The 25,396-nt window shown below is 66.2% G+C and carries 20 protein-coding genes and 3 pseudogenes; 9 read left to right on the plus strand and 14 right to left on the minus strand.

The window, feature by feature from the left end; all coding sequences use genetic code 11:
* The first annotated feature begins 7 nt into the window (after positions 1-7).
* On the plus strand, positions 8-337 hold the full coding sequence (locus OUO20_RS20035) for a GNAT family N-acetyltransferase (protein WP_018769646.1): 330 nt from the start codon (positions 8-10) through the stop codon (positions 335-337).
* Positions 338-343: 6 nt separating this feature from the next.
* Here the strand turns inward: OUO20_RS20035 and OUO20_RS20040 are convergent, their stop codons facing one another.
* Positions 344-667 carry a hypothetical protein gene (locus OUO20_RS20040; RefSeq protein ID WP_018769647.1) on the minus strand — a complete coding sequence of 108 codons (324 nt, stop codon included), beginning with the start codon at positions 665-667 and terminating at the stop codon, positions 344-346.
* A 166-nt stretch (positions 668-833) separates the two neighbouring features.
* Between OUO20_RS20040 and OUO20_RS20045 the strand changes: the two genes are divergently transcribed.
* Positions 834-1,607, plus strand: a complete 774-nt coding sequence (locus tag OUO20_RS20045) for an SDR family NAD(P)-dependent oxidoreductase (protein ID WP_268002508.1) — start codon at positions 834-836, stop codon at positions 1,605-1,607.
* Here OUO20_RS20045 and OUO20_RS20050 read toward each other — a convergent pair.
* A complete protein-coding gene (locus OUO20_RS20050; protein WP_223993549.1) occupies positions 1,575-2,690 on the minus strand; it encodes an FUSC family protein in 1,116 nt (371 codons plus the stop codon). The genes OUO20_RS20045 and OUO20_RS20050 overlap by 33 nt on opposite strands.
* A gap of 208 nt (positions 2,691-2,898) precedes the next feature.
* Positions 2,899-4,488, minus strand: a complete 1,590-nt coding sequence (locus OUO20_RS20055; protein ID WP_223993553.1) for an MFS transporter — start codon at positions 4,486-4,488, stop codon at positions 2,899-2,901.
* A 437-nt stretch (positions 4,489-4,925) separates the two neighbouring features.
* Between OUO20_RS20055 and OUO20_RS20060 the strand changes: the two genes are divergently transcribed.
* Positions 4,926-5,183, plus strand: a complete 258-nt coding sequence (locus OUO20_RS20060; RefSeq protein WP_018769651.1) for a hypothetical protein — start codon at positions 4,926-4,928, stop codon at positions 5,181-5,183.
* Positions 5,184-5,308: 125 nt separating this feature from the next.
* Here OUO20_RS20060 and OUO20_RS21785 read toward each other — a convergent pair.
* Positions 5,309-7,851: pseudogene (locus OUO20_RS21785) on the minus strand (ATP-dependent DNA ligase).
* Positions 7,852-7,891: 40 nt separating this feature from the next.
* Here OUO20_RS21785 and ku point away from each other — a divergent pair.
* The 3 genes from ku (at position 7,892) to OUO20_RS20085 (ending at position 10,398) form a co-directional block, all read left to right on the plus strand.
* Complete coding sequence (ku, locus tag OUO20_RS20075) at positions 7,892-8,989, plus strand: non-homologous end joining protein Ku (protein WP_018769653.1); 1,098 nt, start codon at positions 7,892-7,894, stop codon at positions 8,987-8,989.
* 131 nt (positions 8,990-9,120) lie between these two features.
* Positions 9,121-9,963: a class I SAM-dependent methyltransferase gene (locus OUO20_RS20080; protein ID WP_018769654.1), complete on the plus strand. Its 843-nt coding sequence runs from the start codon at positions 9,121-9,123 to the stop codon at positions 9,961-9,963.
* Between the two features lie 3 nt (positions 9,964-9,966).
* On the plus strand, positions 9,967-10,398 hold the full coding sequence (locus OUO20_RS20085; RefSeq protein ID WP_056391037.1) for an SRPBCC domain-containing protein: 432 nt from the start codon (positions 9,967-9,969) through the stop codon (positions 10,396-10,398).
* A 141-nt stretch (positions 10,399-10,539) separates the two neighbouring features.
* On the opposite strand, the gene OUO20_RS20090 is transcribed toward OUO20_RS20085, so the two are convergent.
* The 5 genes and pseudogenes from OUO20_RS20090 to OUO20_RS20110 form a co-directional block, all read right to left on the minus strand.
* Positions 10,540-10,815, minus strand: a complete 276-nt coding sequence (locus tag OUO20_RS20090; protein WP_018769656.1) for an HPr family phosphocarrier protein — start codon at positions 10,813-10,815, stop codon at positions 10,540-10,542.
* A gap of 66 nt (positions 10,816-10,881) precedes the next feature.
* Complete coding sequence (locus OUO20_RS20095) at positions 10,882-12,978, minus strand: PTS fructose transporter subunit IIABC (protein WP_268002511.1); 2,097 nt, start codon at positions 12,976-12,978, stop codon at positions 10,882-10,884.
* Positions 12,979-12,980: 2 nt separating this feature from the next.
* A complete protein-coding gene (locus tag OUO20_RS20100) occupies positions 12,981-14,018 on the minus strand; it encodes a 1-phosphofructokinase family hexose kinase (RefSeq protein WP_018769658.1) in 1,038 nt (345 codons plus the stop codon).
* The gene (locus OUO20_RS20105; protein ID WP_056391029.1) at positions 14,015-14,821 is read right to left on the minus strand and encodes a DeoR/GlpR family DNA-binding transcription regulator; all 807 of its coding nucleotides are present in this window, start codon (positions 14,819-14,821) and stop codon (positions 14,015-14,017) included. Before OUO20_RS20105 ends, OUO20_RS20100 begins: the two co-directional genes overlap by 4 nt.
* 267 nt (positions 14,822-15,088) lie before the next feature.
* Positions 15,089-15,345, minus strand: a pseudogene (locus tag OUO20_RS20110) (DUF6458 family protein).
* 172 nt (positions 15,346-15,517) lie between these two features.
* On the opposite strand from OUO20_RS20110, the gene OUO20_RS20115 reads away from it, so the two are divergent.
* The 3 genes and pseudogenes from OUO20_RS20115 (at position 15,518) to OUO20_RS20125 (ending at position 19,577) form a co-directional block, all read left to right on the plus strand.
* Complete coding sequence (locus OUO20_RS20115; RefSeq protein WP_056391027.1) at positions 15,518-16,135, plus strand: alpha/beta hydrolase; 618 nt, start codon at positions 15,518-15,520, stop codon at positions 16,133-16,135.
* Positions 16,136-16,353: 218 nt separating this feature from the next.
* Complete coding sequence (locus OUO20_RS20120) at positions 16,354-17,091, plus strand: HAD family hydrolase (RefSeq protein ID WP_223993567.1); 738 nt, start codon at positions 16,354-16,356, stop codon at positions 17,089-17,091.
* A gap of 141 nt (positions 17,092-17,232) precedes the next feature.
* Positions 17,233-19,577, plus strand: a pseudogene (locus tag OUO20_RS20125) (glycoside hydrolase family 65 protein).
* A 25-nt stretch (positions 19,578-19,602) separates the two neighbouring features.
* Here the strand turns inward: OUO20_RS20125 and lipA are convergent.
* The 5 genes from lipA to gcvT form a co-directional block, all read right to left on the minus strand.
* Positions 19,603-20,616 (minus strand): lipoyl synthase, encoded by a 1,014-nt coding sequence (gene lipA, locus OUO20_RS20130; protein ID WP_268002512.1) that lies wholly within the window; start codon positions 20,614-20,616, stop codon positions 19,603-19,605.
* A 47-nt stretch (positions 20,617-20,663) separates the two neighbouring features.
* Positions 20,664-22,103, minus strand: coding sequence for an L-serine ammonia-lyase (locus tag OUO20_RS20135; RefSeq protein ID WP_268002513.1), 1,440 nt, complete (start codon positions 22,101-22,103; stop codon positions 20,664-20,666).
* Between the two features lie 392 nt (positions 22,104-22,495).
* Positions 22,496-23,818 carry a serine hydroxymethyltransferase gene (gene glyA, locus OUO20_RS20140; protein ID WP_326498060.1) on the minus strand — a complete coding sequence of 441 codons (1,323 nt, stop codon included), beginning with the start codon at positions 23,816-23,818 and terminating at the stop codon, positions 22,496-22,498.
* Positions 23,815-24,198 carry a glycine cleavage system protein GcvH gene (gcvH, locus tag OUO20_RS20145; protein WP_018772259.1) on the minus strand — a complete coding sequence of 128 codons (384 nt, stop codon included), beginning with the start codon at positions 24,196-24,198 and terminating at the stop codon, positions 23,815-23,817. Before gcvH ends, glyA begins: the two co-directional genes overlap by 4 nt.
* A gap of 49 nt (positions 24,199-24,247) precedes the next feature.
* Positions 24,248-25,396: a glycine cleavage system aminomethyltransferase GcvT gene (gcvT, locus tag OUO20_RS20150; protein WP_268002514.1), complete on the minus strand. Its 1,149-nt coding sequence runs from the start codon at positions 25,394-25,396 to the stop codon at positions 24,248-24,250.

A 25,396-nucleotide genomic window follows, 5' to 3' on the forward strand; every position in this document is an offset into this window, starting at 1 on the left:
TCGAACCATGACCGAGAACACCGCGTCCACGGAGGACACCTTCACCGCCAATGTCTCGCTGCAGCGCAATGACGCCGAGCACCGGTATGAGCTTCTGGTGGATGGAAGGCTGGCTGTCAAGGCCTTCTTCCGCGACCTTCCCGGGCACATCGACTTCACCCACACCGAGACCGGCGAGGAGTTCGAAGGCCAGGGCCTTGGCAAGGTCCTGGCGCATTTTGCCCTGGACGACGTGGTGGCCACCGGGAAGCGCATCATTCCGCACTGCCCGTTCATCTCCAGCTACCTCCGCAAGCACGAAGGCTACGGCCAATTCGTCGACTGGCCGGAGCGCTGAGCGGAACTAGCTGGCCAGGGCCTGGTCGGTGACGGGCATGGCGGCGCCGGGATCGTCGATGGTGAAGCCGCAGGCGCACCGGTAGGTGACTACGCTCTCCGGGACGGACCCGGGCCGCAGGGCAACGATGGAGTTCCCGTCGACGTAAACGGGCTCCCGGACCGGCATCTCCGCATGGTCTACGCGCTGCATCGGCATGCGGCAGTGCATGCGGGAATTCAGGGTCATGAGCAGCCCGGCGTCCACGGGTACGGTGGTGGCCAAGAGCTGCCCAGCTGCCTCGCTGCGTTCCCCAAACGCCGTCAGCTGGTTTTCCGGTGCGGTGGTCATTATGTTCTTCCTTGGGCTTCTTTCACGGAACCGCCGGCGTTGGCAGCCCCGCCGCGAACTGCTTGCGGAGGTTCATCTACGCCATAAGCAAAGCATGCTTACTAAATAATGCACAAGTCAGGGCCGCCCATACAGTGGTTGTCCATCCCGTGGTTAGGCTTGCAGCATGACGCCTACCACCTCCCGAACCACAGCACTCGTCACCGGGGCCAGCGCCGGGCTCGGCCACGAATTCGCCAGGCAGCTTGCCGCCCAGGGGCATGACCTGGTCCTGGTGGCGCGCAACGCGTCCCGGCTGGCGGAAACAGCAGAGGACCTCCGTCGCCGGTACGGAATCACGGCTGAGGTGCTTCCCGCAGACCTGACGGACGATGACGACGTTGCCGCCGTCGTCGAACGCCTGGAAGACACCAGCCGCCCGGTGGGAATCCTGGTGAACAACGCAGGGATCGGCCTGCTGCACAACTTCGAGGACAACCACGCGGCAGAGGAGAAGAAGCACCTGAAGCTGCACACGGAAACGGCCATGGTGCTGACACATGCGGCGCTCAAAGGCATGCTGGAGCGCGGGCAGGGCAGGATCATCAACGTGGCCAGCGTGGCGGCGTTCCTGCCGCGCGGCACGTATTCGGCGGCCAAGGCCTGGCTGGTGAGCTTCAGCCGGTGGGCCAATCTGGCTTACCGCAGCCGGGGCATCAAGGTCACGGCGGTCTGCCCCGGCTTCACCCACACCGAGTTCCACGACCGGATGGGGATGGACAAGTCCGTGGCCCCGTCCTGGACGTGGCTGCGGGCGGATCGGGTGGTCCGTGAAGGGCTGGCGGACAACGAGCGCGGCAAGGCCGTGTCCATCCCGTCCAAGCGCTACAAGATGGTGGCAGCGGTGGCCAAGGTTGCTCCGGCGCGGCTAATGGCGGGGCCGGCGCGGAAACCGAAGTAGCGCCGGGAACGCGGCAGGCGTGCGGGCGCCGGGGCGGCGGACAGCCACCACCACCAGGATCCCCAGCAGTGCGCCCACCAGCGTTTCCACCGCACGCTCAAGGATCAGGACCTGCGGTTCGGCAGGGAAGGCCAGCTGGGTCATCAGCAGAATGACCGGCGTGAACCAGACCATCGCCAAGCCATAGTGCCGGGTCATGAACAGCTCGGTGGCGAACTGGAAGAGGATGACCAGCAGGGCCAGCACCGTGGCGTGGTGCACCGGCTCCTCAAAGGCGGGGTAGAGCGCAGCGAGCGCCCAGGGGCCCGGAAGAATGACGACGGCGGTGACCGCCAGGCCAAGGAACGTCCCCACGATGCGGTGGACACCGCGCCGGACGCTGCTGGGCAGGTCTGCGCCGGCGAGCGGTACGGCGGCTGCGGCCATGGCCCAGTGCGGGTGGCCGCTGCCGCTGATGACCCCCACGGTCCCGGCAGCACCGACGGCCAGGACGTACCTGGCAGCGTGGACGGCCAGCTCGCGCCGTCCCGCCGATGAGCGGGCCGGCACGCTCCTGGTGGCGCCGGGTTTCCAGGCCCTCCGGCGCATCCAGCCGCTGAAGCCGATCAGTATGGAGAAGAGCGCGGACCCGCCCGCGATGAGTATGGCGGCGTACCAGGGGACTGTGGTGGGAACGGAGGCGCAGGCACCCAGGGCAAGGATGCCGAAGAAGGGCCCGTTCGGTTTCAGGTGTACCCGGTCCGAGTACACCGAGCCCACTCCAGCCAGCGTGGCTTCCACCGCCACCAGCCACCAAGAGTGGATGTGGTTGATGGACAGTGTCACCCCCACGGCTACCCCGGTGAGCAGCACCAGGGCGGCCTGGCCCTGATGCCGGAGCCGCAGCTGGTGGGGTTCTGACCGGCCGTACATGCCGGTCAATGCGCCGAACACGGCGTAGATCATGAGGTCGGTCCGGCCCGCGGCCAGCAGGAGCAGCGACGGGACCGCCACGCTGAGGGCCACGCGCAGGGCGGCAAGATGGTCGTTGTTGGCAGGTTCAAGCCGGTGTAGCGCGCGGACCTGTTCCATGACGCGCTTCATTTTCCCGACCTGTCCTGTCCTGTTGTCCTGCAGCGGCCCGGGGGCCTTTGGGAACGTATCACCGGCACCGGCCGGAGTCATATTGCCGGCAGTCACACTTGGACATCCGGCAGGAACGCCAAGGCCCGTCCGGCGTGCTTCCCCCAAGGAAACACGCGGGACGGGCCTGTGAGCGTGGGCTACAAGAGTGCCCGGGCGGCTGGCGGGATTATGCTCCCGCCGGAACCTTCCGGCCAGCCTGGGCGTCGATGCCGTCCTGGGTTTCAAACGGCAGCTCGTCCAGGTCGATCAGCGGGTTCTCATCCTGGGTGGCCACCAGTTCCTTCGCCTCCGCCTGGGTGTCCACGCTGGGCATGGAGCCCGGCAGGGGACGGTTGGCGGATTCCTTCAGGAAGTAGATGGCGATGGCGCCCACCAGGGAGGTTGCCATGAGGTAGTAGGCAGGCATCATGTCGTTGCCCGTGGCGCTGATCAGGGCTGCCACGATGAACGGCGTTGTCCCGCCGAAGATGGCCACGGCGAAGTTGTAGGCAATGCCCATGGCTCCGTAGCGGCTGGACGTGGGGAACTGTGCCGGCAGGGCCGAGGCCAGGTTGGCCACGTAGAAGGTCACCGGGAAGGCAATCAGCGAAAGCCCTGCAAGGGTGGACCAGATCTGCCCAATGCCGATCAGCATGAATGCCGGAACAGCCAGGACGATGGTGCTCACGGCGCCGATCCATAGCACCGGGCGGCGGCCGATCCGGTCGGACAGCTTGCCGGTCAGCGGGATGCACAGGCTCATGACCACCAGCACCGGAATGGTGAGCAGCGTGCCGTGGACTTCGTCGTAGCCCTTGGACTCCGTCAGGTAGGTGGGCATGTAGGAGGTGAGGGCGTAACCGGCGGTGTTGGCAGCGGCCACCACCACCATGGCAACGATGATGGGGCGCCAGTAGGCCTTGACGATGCCCACAGGTCCCTTGGCCGTCGCGGTGTCTCCGGCGGATGCATTCTTGGCGTTTTCTTCCTGGGCATCAAGGGTTGCCTGGAACTGCGGCGATTCCTCGATCTTGCTCCGGAAATAGACGGCGATCAGGCCCAGCGGACCTGCCACCAGGAACGGGATGCGCCATCCCCAGTCCTCCATGGTGTCCTGGCCAAGCGTGAGCTGCAGGACGGAAACCAGGGCGGCGCCAATGGCGAAGCCGAGGTAGCTGCCCAGGTCCAGGAAGCTGGCGAAGAAGCCGCGGCGCTTGTCGGCCGCGTATTCGCTCACGAACGTGGTGGCACCGGCATACTCGCCGCCGGTGGAAAAGCCCTGGACGACCTTAAGGAGCACCAGCAGCGCGGCGGCCCACAGCCCGATCTGTGCGTACCCGGGCAGGAGGCCGACGGCGAAGGTGCTTGCCGCCATGATCATCAGTGTGGTGGCCAGGATCTTTTGGCGGCCCACCTTGTCGCCCAGCCAGCCGAAGATGACGCCGCCCAGGGGGCGGGCGATGAAGGTGGCGGCGAAGGTTCCCAGCAGGAACAGCGTCTGGGTGGTGGGGTCGGACTCGGGAAGGAATACCGGCCCCATGGTGGTGATGAGGTAGCCGAAGACGCCTACGTCGTACCATTCCATGGTGTTGCCAACAATGGTTCCGCCGAGTGCCTTTTTGAGCATGGGCTGGTCCACCACGTTGACATCTGATTCCTTGAGCCGGCGGCGCGGCAGCAGCCTGGGCTTCTTGGCAGCCACGGGGGCTGCCGGGTCTGTTCCGCTGGCGTTCCTGGCGCCTGCTGGAGAGTCGGTCCTGCTTCGGTCTGTGGGCATTTGGGCAACTCCTATGGAGGTCATTTGCTTGCGACTTGTAGCTGCCCCGCTCTGGGCAGGCCTTCAATTTTACGGGATTTCTGTAGCGCGCCGGCAGTTCAATGGCGTAGAGTGCGCCCTTTTGGGCCACTCCAGGGGTGGATTCCGCAATTTTTTGTGCCGAGTTTTCCCGCGCCATTACTGGGAAGCACGCTGATCAACGGCGGTGTTACCAAAAATTTTCCGTCCGGAACCGTTTCAGGTCCCATTTTTGGGTGATGGCGGCCGCGAAAGTGACCGGGGCCACGGCGTTTGGAGGGGGTTCACAGGACCCCGTGGCATGCCTATGGTAGAGCGATGAACACACCTCTTTCCGGGTAACAGTCCGCGCGCGCCCGGACGCTTTTCGTTGGCGTTTCGTTTCAAGGAAGAACGAAGGAAAGAAGGGAAGAACCACAATGGGTGAACAGTCCAACCAGTTCCATATCAACCCCGAGGTGGCGGACCACCTTGCGGCGGCCATGGATGCGCCGGTGGCCCCGGGCCCTGCGGTCATGGGCACCGGCCCGATGGAGCAGCAAAGTGGATGGCCGGACGGCTACGGGAAGCGCCGGCATCCCAAGGACCGGGCTGCCGGCCATGGCCGGATGGGACATGAGGCGGCCGTGACCGCCGTCCACCGCACCGGCCGGCCGCAGATGCCGCACTCCTCGTAACCGGCACCTAAAGTAACCGGCACCTAAAACCGCCGTCGACCCGCAAATTACCTGGCGCCCCCGAAATCTGGCGGGCGCCAGGTAATTTGCGCGTCGTGGGGTGGTTGGCGCGTCGAAAACCCGGGTCAGGCTTCCCGAACCACTTCGGCCGGGTCCTTGTCCACGCGCCAGCCGCGCCACCGGGGATGCCGCAGCCTGCCCGGCCCGGTCCATTCGCCGTAGGTCACCTCGCCCACGAGTTCCGGCGAGACCCAGCGGGCGTCGGCGGCGTCGGGGCGGGGGACGTCATGGAACGGCGACGTCTTCCGGCCAAGCCGCTCCACCGTCTGCCGCAGTTCCGTGAGTTCGCGCATGCTGAAACCGCTGCCCACCCTGCCGACGTATTGCAGCTTGTCGCCGTCGGGAATTCCCACCAGCAGCGACCCCACCGTGTCCTGGCGTCCGCCCTTTCCCGGCCGCCAGCCGCCCACCACCACTTCCTGGGTCTGTTCTGTCTTGAGCTTGATCCACGTCCGGGTCCGCTGGCCGCTCACGTAGCGGCTGTCCGTCCGCTTGGCCATGATTCCTTCCAGCCCAAGCTCCTGCGCGCTTTCCATGAGGAGGTCCACAGGTTCGTCCAGCACCATGGAGAGTTCCACGGGGCAGCCGGACGGGCGGAAGAATTCCTCCAGCCGGCGCCGCCGGGTGCTGAGCGGCTTGCGCCGGAGGTCTTCTCCGTTGTCGAAGAGCAGGTCGAACAGCATCAGCTGGACCGGGATGGTGGTGCGGGCTTTGGCGACGTCGGCGGCCCGGGTCAGCTTCATCCGTCCCTGCAGCAGGCCGAAGTCGGGTTTCCCGCCGGGCCCGACGGCGATGATCTCACCGTCCGCCACGAAAGGGTGCTCCGGCCAGCAGGCCCGGTCCGTGAACTCGGGATAGGTGCGGCTGACGTCGTTGCCGTTGCGGGAGAAGATCCGGACCCTCTCCCGGTCTGCCACCAGGATGGCCCGGACGCCGTCCCATTTGAGCTCGTACTGCCATGCGCTGCCCTGCAGGTCACTGGTGTTCCCGGAGGTGGCCATCATGGGCTGGTATTCCAGTGGGTCTGCGGGAGCGCCGTTGGCAGGGTCCACAGTTTCAGCAGGCGCGGCGGCCGGTGCAGGGTCCACTGCGCCTGCTTCCTGCGACGGCTCCGTCGCTGCCGGGGCCGCGTGCCGCCGTCGTCCGCCTTGATGCTCCTGGTCCATCAGGTGGACCAGCCACTGGCTCTCGGCGTCCTTGCCCTGTCCGCGGCCCGTATGGATAAGCGCGATCTTCCTGGTCCCGCCAAGGCCGCCGCCCTCCGACCCGGTCAGGGTGACGATGACTTCCTTTCCGTTGATCCACTTGTGCAGTTCGTACGTGCCGGTGTCCCAGATGGTCATGACGCCCGCCCCGTACTGTCCCTTGGGGATTGTGCCGTGGAAGGTGAGGTAGTCCATGGGATGGTCCTCGGTCTGGACCGCCAGGTTGTTCTTGGCCCCGGACTCCGGAATGCCCTTGGGCAGGGCCCACGACACCAGGACACCCTCGTGTTCCAGCCGGAGGTCGTAGTGCAGCCGGCTGGCGTGGTGCTCCTGGATCACAAAGCTGTTGCCACCGGCCGGGATGCCCGCGAAGGGCTCGGGCGTTGCCTTGGGATCGCGCATGGAACGGTACCTGCCCAGGCGGGGATCGCCGTCGTGGGATGCCTCCCCTGGCCGGGGCCGCCGTCGGGAGTGGCGTCAGCGCCTTCCGCAGCGCCGGCTGCGGCACGGGCCCCGGCATTGACGACGGCGGCGAAAGGGTCCTTGCCGTCGCGCACCCGGCGCTGGACCTCCTCGTAGTCCAGGTGCTTGAGCCCCTGGGATTCGATTTCCCGCCAGGTCCGTGGTGCGGCCACCAGGGGCGTGGGCCGGCCCCGCAGTGAGTAGGGGACCACGGTGGTCTTCGCGGCGTTGTTCTGGCTCCAGTCCACCAGTACCTTTCCCGCACGGAGCGACTTCTTCATGTCGCTGACGGCGAGGTCCGGGTGGTCCGCTTCAAGGGCCCGGGCCAGTTCCCGGGCGAAAGCGGAGATCTGCTCAGAGGTCTGCGTCCCGTCCAGCGCCGCGTAGAGGTGGATGCCCTTGCTGCCGCTGGTGACCGGCACCGGGTCCAGGCCCACATCCTGCAGGATGGACCGCGCCAGGAGGGCCACCTCGCGGCATTCGGGCAGCCCGGCCCCTTCGCCCGGGTCCAGGTCGAGCACCAGCCGGTCCGGGTTGAGTTGGTTGCCATGCGAATCCACCCGCCACTGCGGTACGTGGATTTCGATCGAGTTGATCTGGCCGAACCAGGTCAGGGTGGCGGCGTCGTTGACCAACGGGTAGTAGATGGTCCGGTCCTTGTGGGTGATCGCCGCCCGTGGCAGCCAGCCCGGCGCTGAATCCTCCAGGTCCTTCTGGAAAAACACCTCACCCGGCTTGTCCGCGGTGCCCACGCCGTTGACCCACCGCTTGCGCGTGGCGAGACGGTTGGCCGCCGCCGGGATCAGGACGTGGGCCACCGCGGCGTAGTAGGCCAGCACGTCCGCCTTGGTGGTGCCGGTCTCCGGATAGATGATTTTGTCCAGGTTGGTCAGCGTCAGTTCGCGCCCCGCTACCCGGACACGTTCCCTACTCCCGGCCACGGGGCTTCACCTCCGGCCCGCTCTGATGTTGACTGTATGAATGAGAGCCATCTGGAAAGGTGCCATCGCGTTCGGGCTGGTCAACGTGCCCGTCAAGGTCTACAGCGCCACTGAGGATCATGACATCAGTCTGCACCAGGTTCACAATGCCGACGGCGGCAGGATCCGTTACCAGCGCCGGTGCGAAGTGTGCGGCGAGGTGGTGGACTACTCGGACATCGAGAAGGCGTTCGAGGAGGACGGCCGCACGGTGGTCCTGTCCAAGGATGAACTCAAGTCCATTCCCGCGGAGAACAGCCACGAGATCGAGGTGGTGCAGTTCGTCCCGTCTGAGCAGCTCGAACCCATGATGTTCGAGAAGAGCTATTACCTGGAGCCGGACTCCAAGTCGCCCAAGGCCTACGTGCTGCTCCGCCGGGCCCTGGAGGACACGGACCGGGTGGCCATCGTCCAGTTCGCGCTGCGGGAGAAAACCCGGCTGGGGGCCCTGCGGATCAAGAACGACGTGCTGGTGCTGCAGTCCCTTCTCTGGCCCGACGAGGTACGGGAGGCGAACTTTCCCGCCTTGGACGCCGACATCAGGATCTCCGCCCAGGAACGGGACATGTCCGCGGCGCTGGTGGAGTCCATGGCTGCCGATTTCGACCCCACGTCCTTCACCGACGAGTACCAGGTGCAGCTCCGCCAGCTCATCGAGGCCAAGCTCGAACAGGGTGAATCGCTGGACACGGAGGAGACCTTCGGCGTCGAAGCCGGTGAGGGCGGCAAGGGCGAGGTCATCGACCTGATGGAGGCCCTCAAGCGGAGCCTGGACAGGAAGCGTGGCGGCGGCGAGGCCGCTGCCACGGGGACTTCCGACGACGAAGCAGATACCGGGGAGGAGGAGGCCGAGCCCGCCAAACCGGCGCGGAAAGCGTCCGCGAAGTCCCCGGCTCCGAAAACCGCTGCCGCCAAGTCGAGCGCAGCCAAATCGACGGCTTCCAAGTCAACGGCCGCCAAATCGGGTGCAGCCAAATCAACCGCCTCCAAATCAACAGCGTCTAAATCAGCGGCCAAGTCCACGGACACCAAGTCCACTGGAACCAAGACCGCAGAAAAGCCTGCGGCCAAGGCCACCAGGGCGCGCAAGCCTGCCTGACCCGGGCGCCCAGCCGCAATCCTGCCTTTACAGCGGCCTGTATCGCGTCCACAATGAGTCGCATCGCAGCCTCCGCTGTGCCAACAGTGTGCTGTCGCCCATTTTGAACGGACACGTAGAGGGGCACGGACATGGACAACCAGACCGACGTGATGGACGCGGACCGGGAGCTGAAGAAGAAGCACCGGGCCATGTGGGCGTCAGGTGACTACCCGGCCCTCGCCGATGAGATGCTCCTGGAACTGGGCGCCGTCCTCGTCGAAGCCTCCGGTATCAGGCCGCGCCAGCGGGTCCTCGACGTGGCGGCAGGAACCGGCAATGCAGCCATTCCCGCAGCCATGATGGGTGCCAAAGTGGTGGCCAGCGACCTCACCCCCGAGCTTTTCGAGGCAGGGCGCCGGGAAGCCGCAAACCGCGGCGTCAGCCTGGAGTGGCAGGAAGGCGACGCCGAAGCCCTGCCCTTCGGCGATGCAGAGTTCGACGCTGTGATGTCCTGCATCGGCGTCATGTTCGCGCCGCACCACCAGGCGGCGGCCGACGAGTTGCTCCGGGTGTGCAAGCCGGGAGGGTCCATAGGGCTGCTGTGCTGGACGCCGGAAGGGTTCATCGGGCAGATGTTTACCGCGATGAAGCCGTTCGCTCCACCGCCCCCGCCGGGTGCGCAGCCGGCGCCGCTGTGGGGGAGCGAGGAGCATGTCCGCGAACTGTTGGGCGACAGGGTTACCGAAATCCATACCCGCAAGCAGAACCTGGCGGTCAAGAGCTTCCACCAGCCCGCGGACTTCGTCAGGTACTTCAAGTCCCATTACGGCCCCATGATCTCCGTGTACAAATCACTGGGCGAGGACCAGGACAAGGTCAAGGCACTGGACCAGGCCCTCACGGAGCTGGCGGACTCGTTCGGCGACGCCCACGGTGATGTGCCTTTCCAGATGGAATGGGAGTACCTGCTCTTCACGGCCAGGAAAGCCTGAGCCATGGCGGAGAACCATGTGGCAACGTCCGCCACCACCATCAACGCAAGTCCTGGGCGGGTGTGGGAGGTGATCACGGACCCGGCTGCCGTAAAGGAGTTCATGTTCGGGACCACGCTGGAGACCGACTGGAACGTTGGAAGCCCCATCACCTGGCAGGGCGAGTGGGAAGGAAAGGCGTACCAGGACAAAGGCGAAATCCTGGCGGTTGAACCGGGACGGAAACTGGTCCACACCCATTTCAGCCCGTTGTCCGGCCAGGAGGACGAGCCGGACAACTACCACACACTCGAATGGACGCTCGAGGACCAGGGCGGCGCCACCCGGCTGACACTGGCCCAGGACAGGAACCCCACCGAGGAAGCCGCCGCGCACTCGAAAGCCATGTGGGACAAGCTCCTGGCCGACGTCAAGGCGCTCGCTGAACGCCGCTGACCCGCCCTCCCTTGGAACCAACGCTTAACCGGGGTGCCCAACGCTTAAAGCCAAGCGGCCGCCGTCGGATGTTCTTCCAATGGGGGAACATCCGACGGCGGCCGCCGGCTTGTGTGCTGCCCTCAGGCAGCGTGGCTGCTGCTAGGCGTCGTGGTCCGTTTCCAGGATCTGCACCAGGTGGTCCAGCGCATCGTCCGCACCGGCACCTTCGGCGCGGAGCACCACCACGTCGCCGTGCGACGCGCCCAGGCTCATAAGGGACAGGATGCTGGCGGCGTCCATCGCCTCGTCGACCGGCTCGCCTTCACGGGCGATGGTGATGTCCAGGTCGTACTCGCCGGCTGCCTCTGCAAAGATGGCGGCGGGGCGGGCGTGCAGGCCCACGCGGCTGGCGACGGTTGCGGTGCGTTCTGGCATTGTTGCTCCTTAGTCTTTCGGCGTGCTGAGGGTTCAGCGGCCGGTGGGGTATGCGGCTAAGCCGGTTCAGACGGTTACGGGAACCGGTTCAACCGTATCAACGGTCTTCTTGACTGCCCAGCGCTTCAGGGCGATGACCGACAGCGCGGTGATCACCGTGCCGACGGCGATTGAGACGACGAACATCAGGAAGTTGTCGATGGCGAAGAACACGAAGAGTCCGCCGTGGGGTGCTTTGGACCCGACGCCCGTCGCCATCGAGATGGCTCCGGTCACGGCCCCGCCCAGCATGCTGGCGGGGATGACGCGCAGCGGGTCGGCTGCGGCGAAGGGGATTGCACCTTCGGAGATGAAGGAGGCCCCCAGCAGCCAGGCGGCCTTGCCGTTTTCCTGCTCAGCCAGGCTGAAGAGCTTCTTGTTCAGGACGGTGGAGGCCAGTGCCATGGCCAGCGGGGGAACCATGCCGGACGCCATGACGGCTGCCATGATCTGCCACGGTGCCTGGTTGTCCATGGTTGCTGCACCCAGGCCGGCGACGGCGAAGGAGTAGGCAACCTTGTTGACCGGTCCGCCGAGGTCGAAGCACATCATCAGGCCCAGGATTACGCCCAGGGCGATGGCGCCGGCGCCGGTCAGGCCCGACAGCCACGCGTTCAGGCCCTTGGTGATGGCCACGATCGGTCCGCCAAGGATGACGAACATGAGGCCGGAAGCCACCAGGGATGCCAGCAGCGGGATGATGACCACCGGCATCAGGCCGCGCAGCCACCGGGCCACCTGCAGGCGGCCCACCACGTGGGCGATGTAACCGGCGAGCAGGCCGCCGACGATACCGCCGAGGAAGCCGGCTCCCATGAATCCGGCCACTGCACCGGCAACGAAGCCGGGGGCGATACCCGGACGGTCAGCGATCGCGTAGGCGATGTAGCCGGCCAGCGCCGGGACCAGGAAGCCCAGTGAAAGCGCACCGATCTTGAACAGCACCGCGCCCAGGTAGGCGCCCAGCGGGCCCCAGGCGTTGTCAGGGAACTCGGTGGGCAGGTTGAAGAGGCTGTTCTGGACCACGATGTTGTCTGCGTACTTGGTGATCAGGTAGCCGCCCATGAGGAAGCCGAGGGCGATCAGGAGGCCACCACCTGCCACGAACGGAATCATGTAGCTGACACCGGTGAGCAGGGCCTTCTTGAGCTTCTGCCCGATGTGCTCGCCCTTTTCCTCAGCCTCGTGCTCGGCCTGCTCCTCAGCCCCGAAGTGCGGGACGCGCCGGGCATTGGGGTTGTCGGCTGCGGCGAGCGCTTCCTGGACCATCTTGTCCGGCTCGTCGATGCCGCGCTTCACGGGGGCGTTGATAACGGGCTTGCCGGCGAAGCGCTCCTTGCCGCGCACGTCAACGTCCACGGCGAAGATCACGGCGTCCGCCGCGGCAATGACGGCGGGGTCCAGCGCCTTGGCGCCGGAGGAACCCTGGGTTTCCACCTGCAGGTCCACGCCTGCTTCCCTGGCGGCTGCCACGAGGGAATCGGCCGCCATGTAGGTGTGTGCGATGCCGGTGGGGCATGCGGTGACGGCGACGAGGCGCTTGGGGCCCTTGCCGGCGGAACCTGCCGATGCCCCTGCGGGCGCACCGGCAGCAGCCGGAGAACCGGTTGAACCGACGCCGGCGCCAACCGGGACTGCGTCAGCGGGGGCGGGTGCGGCGTGTGCGGCCGGCTTGTCAGCCAGTGCGCCTTCGACCAGTTCCACAATCTCCGTTTCCGATGAAGCGTTGCGGAGGGCTGCGGTGAAGTCCTTCTTGATCAGGGACCGTGCCAGCTTGGACAGCAGCTTCAGGTGCTCCTGGTCCGCGCCGTCCGGAGCGGCAATGAAGAACACCAGGTCTGCCGGTCCGTCCTTGGCGCCGAAGTCCACCTTCGGGTTGAGCCGGGCCATGGCCAGGGTGGGCACGGTGACCGCTGCAGAGCGGCAGTGCGGGATGGCGATGCCGCCGGGGATTCCGGTGGCCGTCTTCTGCTCGCGGGCGAAGGCGTCTGCGAACAGGCCTTCGACTTCTGAGGCGCGTCCGGCGGCAGCTACCTTGCTTGCCAGATGCCGGATCACCGTTTCGGGGGCATTGCCCAGGTTCTGGTCGAGCTCGACCAGTTCCGTGGTGATGAGCTGGGTCACTGTCAATCCTTTCGAAGGGCCGTGATGGTTACGGCATCCGGGGTGGTTTGGTTTACTGCCGGAACAGTGGAACCCGGCAGGGAGGCAGCGGCGGCACCATGGGCCACCGCCTGGCGAAGGCAGTCGGCAGGGGCGGCGCCCCGGCCGTGGGCAAGCAGGTAGCCGGCAAGAGCGGAATCGCCCGCGCCTACCGTACTGACCGCGGCGACCGGCGGGTGCGTGGCCAGCCACGCGCCGTCGGCCGTAACAAGGACAGCTCCCTTGGAACCGAGAGTTGCCAGCACAGCACCCACACCGGAACGTACGACGGCGGCTGCGGCGGCCGCGGCAGCAGCCGGGTCCGCTTCCAGTTCGTCACCGGAGGCCGGGGCGAAGCCGGCGGCTGCGGCCAGCTCCGCCAGTTCCTCGGCATTGGGCTTGAGGAGGTCCGGTTTCCCGGAACCTGTGGTTGTTCCGCCGCCGGTGCCTGGTCCGCCGCTGGTTCCGGCGTCAGAGGCGCCGTTGCCAGTCAACGCGGCGGCCAGGGGCGCCCCGGAGGAGTCGACGGCGATCAGCGGCGCAGTGCCGTTGCCCGCCTCCCGGATCCGCCGGGCCACCGTGGCGTAGAAGTTGTCCGGGAATCCAGGCGGCAGCGAGCCGGCCAGGACCACCCAGCTGGCACCGCGGGAGCTTTCCAGCAGCAGCTTGACGAGGGCTTCCTGCTGGTCGGCGCCCAGGACGGGGCCGGGTTCGTTGATCTTGGTGGTCACGCCGCCGGGCTCGGTGAGCGCCACGTTGGTGCGCAGCGGCTCATCGATGGGGAGCGAGACGAAGGGAACTGCGCTTTCACGCAGGCCGGCGAGGACGGGATCGCTGTCCGCCCCGGGGAGGACGGCAAGCGACTCCAGGCCGGAAGCCACCAGTGCACGGGAGACGTTGACGCCCTTACCGCCGGACTCCTGGCGGACGGAGACGGCGCGCTGCACCTCACCCCTTTCCAGCGGGCCCGGGAGGGCGACGGTCCGGTCAAGGCTGGGGTTGGCCGTGAAGGTGATAATCATGCGACCACCACGTCTACGCCGGCATCTTCCAGGGCGGCTGCGAGCTCAGGTCCGGGTTCACTGTCTGTGATCAAGGTGTCCAGATCTTTCAGGGAGGCGAACTGGACCAGGGTTTCCGTGTCCAGCTTGGAGGAGTCGGCCAGCACCACAATGCGGCGTGCCGACTGGACGAAGGCTGCCTTGACGGCTGCTTCTTCAGGATCGGGAGTGCTGACACCAAAAGTGGCGTGGATGCCATTGGTGCCGATGAACGCTATGTCGGGGCGGATGCGGGCGGCGGCGTTCACGGTTGCCTGCCCCACGGCCACCTGGGTGATTCCGCGGACCCGGCCGCCCAGGATCTGCAGGGCAACGCCGGGAACGTTGGAGAGCTTGCTGGCGATGGGGACGGCGTGGGTGATGACCACCAGTTCGTGGTGGGGTCCGTTCCCGTCGGAAGGTTCGACGGCGGTGCGCCGCGCCAGCATGTCTGCCAGCACCTCGGTGGTGGTGCCGCCGTCCATGAGGACGCTGGCGGACGAGTTCCGGGGGATCAGGGCCAGGGCGGCTTCGGCAATCCGGATTTTTTGGTCCGGCCGCTGGATGGCCCGGTCGGTAACGCTTTCCTCGGTGGTGCTGAAGCGGTCTGCCGCTACCGCGCCGCCGTGGACTCGGCGGACAGTGCCGGCATTTTCCAGGGCTGCAAGGTCCCGGCGGACTGTTTCGGTGGTGATACTGAAGCGCTCAGCCAGCAGGGTCACACTGACCCGGCCGCTGCCGGCGACAAGCTCGGCAATCTTTTGCTGGCGCTCCTCGGCGAACACGTACCCTCCGTTGCGTAGGTCCTGCTGTTTCTGTTGCCTTGCGGGTTCCCGACTTCGACGTGACTGGCATCACATCGATGTTGAGTTACTTGACTTTATCTTTGCTTCTGTTGGTTTGTCAATGGAAACCAACATGAAACAATATTGGCGTTTCTTGGGGGACGTTGCCGGGAATGGCGAAAGCCGGGCTGGACAGGTTCTGTCCAGCCCGGCTTTCCGGGTTTTCATCGACGCCTCTCCGGGCACCTGCCCCGAATTGCGCCTTGCTTAGACGCCGCCGTCGCGGCTTTCGTGCCGGGTGATGCGCTCGCCGGTATTGGGGTCAATGACGGAGCGGGACTCGCTCACGCGGCGGCTGCGGCCGGGGAAGCGAGGATGAGCGAAGCGATCAGTCCGATCACGCCCACGGCCATCAGGATGTAGCCCACCAGCTGCTGGTCCACGAATGGAATCAGCCCTGGAGCAACGGCCCAGGCAAGGATGGCGCCGAGGGCGATGAGGAAGATTGACGAGCCGATTCTCATGACTTGCTCCTTAGGGCCGCGTCCTGCGCGGCGCTGGTAGGGCCTGACGGAAAGGTGGTGCGTACACTTCGAAAGCTAAGCCTGCTGTCTGTCAAGCGTCACGCTACCTCCCTGTGATTCCGGATTCAACGACCCGCCCGGGACGGCGCGGTTCCATGGCTAGGCTTGTCCGGTGGAAACAGTTGTGTGGTCCAGGCCGGAAGGGCAACGCGCCGGCACTCCCTTACTGGTGATGATGCATGGATACGGGACGGACGAGTCGCGGATGGTGCGCCTGTTCGAGTACCTGCCGCAGGAGTTCACCTTCGCGGCGCTGCGGGCCCCCATGCCCATCGGCGACCACTGGGGCTGGTTCCTGCTCGACTACTTCCTGGCCAACGACTTTGCGGACGTCATCTCGGCCGCCAACGCGGTGCACGCCTGGATCAGTTCCGTCAAGGACCGGCACAGCAGCGTCAGCCTCATGGGGTACTCCCAGGGCATGGCCATGGCCAGCACCCTCCTGCGGCTGCATCCCGAAGACTATAAGGCCGTCGTGGGGCTGTCCGGCTTCGTACTCAACAACGAGCTCCTCTCCGTGATGGATTCGTTCGAGGCCAAGCCGCCGTTCTTCTGGGGCCGGGACAAGGCGGACCTGGTAATTAACGAAGACGCCGTTGCCTACACCGCCGAATGGCTCGAAAAGAACACGCTGTTGACTGCCCGCACCTACCCGGGGATGGGGCACGCCATGTCCAAGGCGGAAATGGTGGACGTCAGCGCCTTCCTGCGCCATTACGTGCTGCGCTGACCCCTATGCCGCTGCATGGCCGTGGGCAGTTGTGTGAACGGCTAAAAAAACATTTGCAAGTCAAATTTGCAAGCGCTTACACTCGTCTACGGCCATGATCGGTCCTGCAGTGGGCGGGCAAGGAAGCGATGCTGTGCGCAAATGCGCCGGCAGTACCTTCCTTCAGGCTGTCCCGGCAGGGCCGGTAGTCCGCAACCCGAGAGGACACCGCACTGCTGATGACACAACAAACTGCAGCTGATACCGCCGCCTGGACCGGCGCGGCAGCAATCCTGTTTGACCTGGACGGGGTGCTGACGCCCACGGCCACTGTGCATGAGCGTGCCTGGCAGGAACTGTTCGACGGATACCTGGCCTCGCAGCCGGGGGTCTCCGGTTACAGCGAAAGCGACTACTTCGACCATATCGACGGCAAGCCCCGCTTTGACGGAGTGCGCGACTTCCTGGCCTCCCGGGGACTCACGCTGCCGGAAGGCCCGCTGGATGACGACCCTTCCAACGACACGGTCCAGGGCCTGGGCAACCGGAAGAACGCCATCTTCAACGACATCGTGAGCGCCGGCGTCGAACCGTTCGAAGGCTCGGTGCGCTTCCTCCAGGCTGCGCTTGAGCGCGGACTCAAGGTCGCCGTCGTCTCCTCCTCCCGCAATGCCCCCGCCGTCCTGAAGGCCGCCGGACTCAGCCACCATTTCGCCGTCGTAGTGGACGGGGTGGTGGCCGCAGAGCGTGGCCTCCCCGGAAAGCCAAGCCCGGCCACCTACGAATACGCAGCCAAGCTGCTGGACCTGTCCAGCTCCGGGTGCGTGGTGGTGGAAGACGCCGTGTCCGGTGTGCAGGCCGGACACGCGGGATCGTTCCACTCGGTCATTGGCGTGGACCGGGGCGCAGGGCGGCAGACGCTGCTCGATGCCGGAGCCACCCTGGTGGTCAATGACCTCCAGGAACTTCTTCCCTAAACCCGCCGCCAGAAACCCCGTTGCCTTCCCCCGGGGCAACCCCTGCTGCTTCCCCGGCAGCACCAATTCGAATACCGCATTCCCCCGAATACTCCGTGCCGGCCCGCCCGCCCGCACGGCATCGCCAAAAGGACCCCGACCATGGCACTGATCACCGCGGACCGCGAACGGTTCCCCGACACCCCCTGGCAGCTCGTTGAAACGCGCCATGAATCCGAAAACGCGGGAACGCTTGAGACCCTGTTTGCCCTGGGCAACGGGCACCTGGGCATCCGGGGTGCCCATTGGGCTGCGGCCGACGCCGAACTCCCGGGCAGCTTCATCAACGGGCTGCACGAAATCTGGGACATCAAGCACGCCGAGAATGCGTTTGGGTTCGCCCGGACGGGGCAGCGCATCCTCTACATCCCGGACGCCAACAACTTCACGGTGGTGGTGGACGGGGAAAGCCTGAGCCTGGCCGAATCCGAGGTCGTCGACTACCGGCGCAGCATCGACTTCTGCACCGGCATCTACGAATGCCGCATCACCTGGCAATGCCGGTCCGGCGCCGTGGTGACCACCACGGAACGGCGGGCCGTTGGCTTCGCCTCCCGCGGCAGCCTTGGTATTTCGCTTGACGTTGCCACGGACCGCCAGGTCTCCCTGGACGTCACCTCCTCCGTCATCAACCGGCAGGACCAGCCGGTGGAAGACCACTCCGTGCATGATCCGCGCCGCGCCGGCCGCCACGCCGGGCGCGTGCTTTTGCCCGTGCGGCTCGACGGCGGCGATGGCTCCCTGCGCCTGTCCTGGGAGGCCTCCGAATCAAAGCAGCGCGTGGGGATCGCGGTTGACCACTGGACGTCCCCCGGGCACCAGCCGTTTGAGACTCTGGTGGACCAGGACGACAGCAGCGTCCGGTACGTCCTGGCAGTGGATGCCGCCGAGCCGTTCCGGCTGGAAAAGAGCGTCAGCTACGCCGCCGGCCGCACGGTGCAGGACCCTGACGTCGACGCAGCTGCAGTGGCCGAAGAGGCGCTGCGCCCGGTGAATGACATCTTTGCCGAGAGCGAAGCCCATTTCCGCGGCTACTGGGCCACATCGGACATTGTGGTTGAGGGCGGCGGGCCCGGCCTGCAGCAGGCTATCCGGTGGAACCTGTTCCAGCTGGCGCAAGCCACCGCGCGCGCCGATGTTGCCGGCATCCCTGCCAAGGGCGTGACGGGCTCGGGTTACGAGGGGCACTACTTCTGGGACCAGGAAGTGTACCTGTTGCCGTACCTCACCTACACCAATCCCGACGGCGCCCGGCAGGTTTGGAGTTCCGCCACGGCATGCTGCCCGAAGCCAAGATCCGCGCCAAGGAGCTGAGCGTTGACGGCGCCCTCTTCCCGTGGCGCACTATCAACGGGCTCGAGGCCAGCGCCTATTACGCCGCCGGCACTGCGCAGTTCCACATCGCGGCCGCCATCGCCTTTGCCACCAACAGGTACCTCTGGGCCACCGGCGACGCCGCCTTCCGGGAAGGAATGGGTGCCGAGCTGCTGATCGAGACCGCCCGGATGTGGATCTCCCTGGGCTTCTTCGGCAAGGACGGCCTCTTCCATATCCACGGCGTCACCGGCCCTGATGAGTACACGGCCGTGGTGAACGACAACCTGTACACAAACGTGATGGCCCGCTTCAACCTGCGTGCCGCCGCCGCGCTTGAGCATGCCGAAATCACCAACGAAGAGCGCCAGATGTGGGAAGCCGCGGCCAGCCGGATGCAGCTTCCGTTCGACGAGCGGATGCAGGTGCACTCCCAGGACAATGACTTCATGACCCTGGAGGCCTGGGACTGGACCACGCCGCGGTCCAAGTATCCGCTGCTCCTGCACTTCCACCCGCTGGTGATTTACCGTCACCAGGTCCTCAAGCAGGCCGACACGGTGCTTGCCATGTTCCTGCAGTGGCAGGATTTCACGGCGGAGGAAAAGCAGCGCGCCTTCGACTTCTACGATCCCATCACTACGGGCGACTCCACCCTGTCCGCCTGCGTCCAGGGCATCATGGCCGCCGAGGTGGGCTACTTCAAGGAGGCCCTGGACCACTTCACCAACGCCGTGTTCATCGACCTCGACGACACCCACGGCAACACCATCGACGGCGTGCATATCGCGTCCACAGGCGGCGTATGGAGTTCCCTGGTGTGCGGTTTCGCCGGACTGCGCGACCAGGGCCCGGTCCCGTTTTTCGATCCGCGCCTGCCTGGACAGTGGGAAGGGCTTGCCTTCCACCTGAAGATCCGCGGCCGCTTGCTGCTGGTCCGGCTTTCTGCCGACGCCATTACGCTCACGGTCCAGGAGGGCGAACCGCTGGAGGTGGACGTCCGCGGCCAGCGGTTGATGGTCACGGGCCAGCCCGTGCAGGTGCACCTGGAGCGCATCCCGGAGCCGGAGCCCACGGTCTTCCCGAGCGGACCACCGACGGCGAGCATTCCCGTGGTGCGCGGCAGAAGCTAGGTTCACGGGTGCGTGCAGGGGCGCGTTAGCCTGCCAGGAGGGTGGCGGCTTCCTGGCGGGTGGTGCCGGAGTCCTGGATGCCGTCGGCGATGTGGGCGAGTTCGGCCGGGATGTCGCGGCCTTTTTTGCGCATGGCGGTGGCCCAGAGCCGGCCGGCGCGGTAGGAGGAGCGGACCAGGGGGCCGGACATGACGCCGAGGAAGCCGATTTCCTGGGCTTCGTGCTGGAGGTCCACGATTTCCTGGGGTTTGACCCAGCGGTCCACGGGCAGGTGCCGTTCGGAGGGGCGCAGGTACTGGGTGATGGTGATCAGGTCGCAGCCGGCGGCGTGAAGGTCGCGGAGTGCTTCGCTGATTTCTTCGCGGGTTTCGCCCATGCCCAGGATGAGGTTGGACTTGGTGACCATGCCCAGGTTCCGGCCCTGGGTGATGACGTCCAGGGAGCGGTCGTAGCGGAACGCGGGGCGGATCCGCTTGAAGATCCGGGGCACGGTTTCGACGTTGTGCGCGAAGACCTCGGGGGCGGAGTCGCAGATGGCCTTGATGTGCTCGGGTTTGCCGGAGAAGTCCGGGATGAGCAGTTCCACGCCGGTGCCGGGGTTCAGCTCGTGGATTTTGCGGACGGTTTCGGCGTAGAGCCAGACGCCTTCGTCTTCCAGGTCGTCACGGGCCACGCCGGTGACGGTGGCGTAGCGCAGCTGCATGGATTGGACGGAGCGGGCCACCTTGGTGGGTTCGAACCGGTCCAGGGGTGAGGGTTTGCCGGTGTCGATCTGGCAGAAGTCGCAGCGGCGGGTGCATTCGGAGCCGCCGATCAGGAAGGTGGCTTCCTTGTCTTCCCAGCACTCGAAGATGTTGGGGCAGCCGGCCTCTTCGCAGACGGTGTGCAGGCCTTCCTTTTTCACCAGGTTCTTGAGTTGGACGAATTCCGGGCCCATCTGGACCTTGGCCTTGATCCACTCCGGTTTGCGTTCCACCGGGACCGCAGCGTTGCGCTGCTCAATCCGCAGCATCTTCCGGCCTTCAGGTGCCAATGTCATGGTTGTTTCCTTTGCTTGCTTGGGGATTCGCGGCAGGTTGTTGCCGGTCAGCATTCGACGACGTTGACGGCGAGGCCGCCCATGGCGGTTTCTTTGTATTTTGAGGACATGTCCTTGCCGGTTTCGCGCATGGTGATGATGACTTCGTCCAGGGACACGCGGTGGGTGCCGTCGCCCCAGAGCGCCATTTTCGCGGCGTTGATCGCTTTCGCGGCCGCGATCGCGTTCCGTTCGATGCAGGGGACCTGGACCAGCCCGCCGATCGGGTCGCAGGTCAGGCCCAGGTTGTGTTCCATCGCGATTTCCGCGGCGTTCTCCACCTGCGCCGGGGTCCCGCCCATGACCTCGGCCAGGCCCGCGGCCGCCATCGAGGACGCCGACCCCACCTCGCCCTGGCAGCCGACTTCGGCCCCGGAGATCGAGGCCTGTTCCTTGTACAGCACCCCCACCGCGCCCGCGGCCAGCAGGAACCGCACCACCACAGCGTCCCGGTCCTCCTGGGTGGCCTTGTCCATGCCCGGGGCGAAATGCAGGGCGTAGAACAGCACCGCGGGGATGATCCCGGCCGCCCCGTTCGTCGGGGCGGTGACCACCCGCCCGCCGGAGGCGTTCTCCTCGTTCACCGCCAACGCCACCAAATTAACCCACTCCTGCCAATACCTGGCATCGAACGGGCCCGCGTCCCACGCCGCATCCGTCTCCTCGACCGGGCCGCCCGCGGATTCCTTCTTCAACCGGTCGTACCAGTCAGGGGCGCGGCGGCGGACCTTCAACCCGCCCGGCAGCACCCCTTCCCGCCTCAACGAGGCGGCCACGCAGCCCTCCATCACCGACCAGATCTGCAGCAGCCCCGCCCGGATCTGCTCCTCACCGCGGGAGACTTTTTCGTTCACGAGCATCACGTCGGCGATGCCCAGCCCGGTCACCGCGCAGTGCCCCAGCAGCTCCGCCGCGGTCCGGAACGGCAGCGGCAGCTCCTGTTTGGACGCGTCCAGTTCCTGCTGCGCCGCGTCCTCCTCGCCCTCCCGGACGATGAACCCGCCACCCACCGAGAAAAACGTCGCCGCATGCAGCACCTCCCCGGCCGCATCAGTGACCGTGAACGTCATCCCGTTCGTGTGCCGCGGCAACACCGTCAACGGCCGCAGCACCATATCCTTCACCCCGTACGGCAAGGCCACAGCACCGGCCAGGTTCAGCACCCCGGTCCCCGCGATCGAGGCCAGCCGCTCCTCCACCTCGGCGGGCAGGATCAACTCCGGATGGAACCCCTCCAACCCCAACAAAACGGCGGTCATCGTCCCATGCCCATGACCCGTCGCCGCCAACGACCCATACAAATCAACCCGCAACCCCGCCACATCACCCAGGACACCCAGGCCCTTGAGCTCCTCAGCGAACACCGCAGCAGCCCGCATCGGCCCCACAGTATGCGAAGACGAAGGCCCAATCCCGATCGAAAACAGGTCAAAGACTCCGACTGCCATAACTAAATCCTTACTGAAACTGTGGTTCGGTTGGTGTGGCCGGGCTGGGGTGGGCGCCAGCGGAATTCCTCCGCGTGCTGGCTCGTTCCTCGCCTCTGACGCACGCTTCCGGAATCCCCCAGCCACCCAAGGGTCCGTCACCAAAGCGACAGGGTAAGCAGGAGACGGCCTCCGCGACCCGGGATGGGCGGAAGAAAAACAACACGCTCCGCTCCCACCCGTATGCGGCAGCGAACTCGCGTCCGTGCCCAAGGTGCCTTGCCCCCGGCCCCTGTGGGAGCGGTATCCGGAAGCGTGCGTCTAAGGGAGCGATACGTCCGCTCAGCGGGCGTCTTCGCGACCGAGCACGCGGAGGATGCCGCTCCCACCGGGCCAAAGGCGACCAGAAACGGTCAGGACAGAGGTGCCACGCCCGGGTAGAGCGGGTGCGCCGAAGCCAGGACCTCGACGCGGTGACGCAGACCGGAGAGGTCGGCGTCGGCGTCGGCGATCAAAGCTTGGGCGATGATGTCCGCAACCTCGCGGAAGGCGTCCTCGCCGAACCCGCGGGTGGCCAGTGCGGGCGTGCCGATGCGCAGGCCTGAGGTGACCATCGGCGGGCGGGGGTCGAAGGGAACGGCGTTGCGGTTGACGGTGATGTCAATGGCGGCGAGCCGGTCTTCGGCCTGCTGCCCGTCGAGGTCGCAGTTGCGCAGGTCAACGAGGACCAGGTGCACGTCGGTGCCGCCCGAGATCACGCTGATGCCCTTGGCGGTGACGTCCGGCTGGACCAGGCGTTCCGCCAGGAGGCGGGCACCGGCAAGGACTCGCTCCTGCCGCTCGCGGAACTCTTCGGACGCTGCGATCTTGAACGCCACGGCCTTGCCGGCGATCACGTGTTCCAGCGGGCCACCCTGCTGACCGGGAAACACAGCCGAGTTGATCTTCTTGGCGATGTCGGCGTCGTTGGTCAGGATGATGCCGCCGCGCGGACCGGCCAGGGTCTTGTGCGTGGTGGACGTGGTGACGTGGGCGTGCGGCACCGGCGACGGGTGCAGCCCGGCCGCCACCAGTCCGGCGAAGTGCGCCATATCCACCATCAGGTAGGCCCCCACGGAGTCGGCGATCCGGCGGAATTCTGCGAAGTCCAGCTGGCGGGCGTAAGCGGACCAGCCGGCCACGATCAGCGGAGGCTTGTGCTCCTGGGCCAGCCGTTCCACCTCTGCCATGTCGATGGTGTGGGTGTCCTCGCGGACCTGGTACGGGACCACGTTGTAGAGCCTGCCGGAGAAGTTGATCCGCATGCCGTGGGTCAGGTGGCCGCCGTGCGCCAGGTTGAGGCCCATGATGGTGTCGCCGGGCTTGATCAGGGCGTGCATGACGGAGGCGTTGGCCTGTGCACCGGAGTGTGGTTGGACGTTGGCGAACCCGGCGCCGAAGAGGTCCTTGACCCGGTCGATGGCGAGTTGCTCGATGACGTCCACGTGCTCGCAGCCGCCGTAGTAGCGCTTGCCGGGGTAGCCTTCGGCGTACTTGTTGGTCAGGACCGAGCCCTGGGCCTGCATGACCGCAGCGGCCGTGTGGTTCTCGGACGCGATCATCTCCAGGCCGTCGCGCTGGCGGCCAAGCTCGTCGTCAATCTTCGCGGCAACCTCAGGGTCCAGGACGGACAGGTCGGCGTTCAGGCTTGGGGAGGCCACCTGCTCGAAGGCGCCCACTTCTGCCGGGGCGCTCACAGCTCGCCGCCGTTTGCTGCTGCGTATTCCTCTGCCGACATGAGCGGGCCTTCCTCGGTAACGGCCACCTTGAAGAGCCAGCCCGCACCGTAGGGATCGCTGTTGATCAGGGCGGGGTCCGTGACCACGCCGTCGTTGATCTCGGTGACCTCACCGGTCACGGGGGCGTAGAGGTCGGAGACGGATTTGGTGGATTCCACCTCGCCGCAGGTCTCGCCGGCCGTCACGGTGGAGCCGACCTCGGGGAGGTCCACGTACACGATGTCGCCCAGGGCGTCGGCAGCAACGGCGGAAATCCCGATCCCCGCTGGGCCGGATCCGTCAACAGCAACCCACTCGTGCTCGGCGGAGTACTTCAGTTCAGAAACAACTTTGCTCATTGTCTACTTTCCTTCTCTTCAAAACCTGTGGTGGTTGGGCGAAATCGATTTACTTCTGGCGCTTGTAAAAGGGGAGGGGGACGACTTCGAAGCGCTCGGGCTTGCCGCGGAGGTCGATGTCCAGGACGGTCCCGACTTCAGCAAATTCGACGTCGACGTAGGCCATGGCGATGGGGTATCCCAGGGTGGGGGAGGGCTGGCCGGAGGTTACTTCGCCCACCAGGGTGCCGTCCTTGAGGACGGGGTAATGGGCGCGGGCAGCGCGGCGTCCGGCACCCTTGAGGCCCACCAGCTTCTGCCCGATGCTTGAACCGACTCCTGCGCCCTTGACGGCGGCCAGGGCGTCCTTGCCTACGAAGCCGCTCTCCTTCGCCAGCGACACCACGGGGCCCAGGCCGGCCGCGTAGGCGTTGACGTGGCGGGAGAGTTCGTTGCCGTAGAGCGGCATCCCGGCTTCGAGGCGGAGCGAGTCGCGTGCGGCCAGTCCGGCTGGAACCAGGCCGGAGCCTTCGCCGGCCTGGAGCAGGGCCTCCCACAGTGCGGGGGCGTCCAGGTTGGGAACGTAGATCTCGAAGCCGTCCTCGCCGGTGTAGCCGGTCCGGGCCACGAGCAGGTCCTGGACCGTACCGTTGACGGCGATGCCCACCTCGACGGCGGCGTAGTACTTGAGCCCGGTGAGCAGTGCGTGCTGTTCGGCCGGGACCAGCGTCAGGAGGATCGCTTCGGAATTCGGTCCCTGGACGGCGATCAGCGAGGTGTCGGCGGAGGCGTCCTCCACAGTGACGTCGAAGGTGGCGGCGCGTTCCAGCAGTTCCTTGGCCACCACTGCGGCGTTGCCCGCGTTGGGCACCACCAGGTACCTGTCCACGCCCTCTTCGGGGGATGGCCGGCGGTAGGTGATGAGGTCGTCGATGATGCCGCCATCGGCGTTGCAGATCAGCGAGTACTTTGCCTTGCCCACGGCCACCGCGGACAGTTTGCCGGCAAGGGCGTAGTCCAGGAACGCGGCGGCGTCGGGGCCGGTCACCCAGACCTCGCCCATGTGGGAGAGGTCGAACAGGCCGGCCGCCCTGCGCACGGCATGGTGTTCCGCGAGTTCAGACTCGTACTTGAGCGGCATCTGCCACCCGCCGAAGTCCGTGAACGAGGCCCCGGCCTTCTTGTGCTGCTCGAAAAGAGCGGTGTAGTTCTCAGTCAT

The sequence above is a fragment of the Arthrobacter sp. FX8 genome, from assembly GCF_026723805.1.
GTDB lineage: Bacteria > Actinomycetota > Actinomycetes > Actinomycetales > Micrococcaceae > Arthrobacter.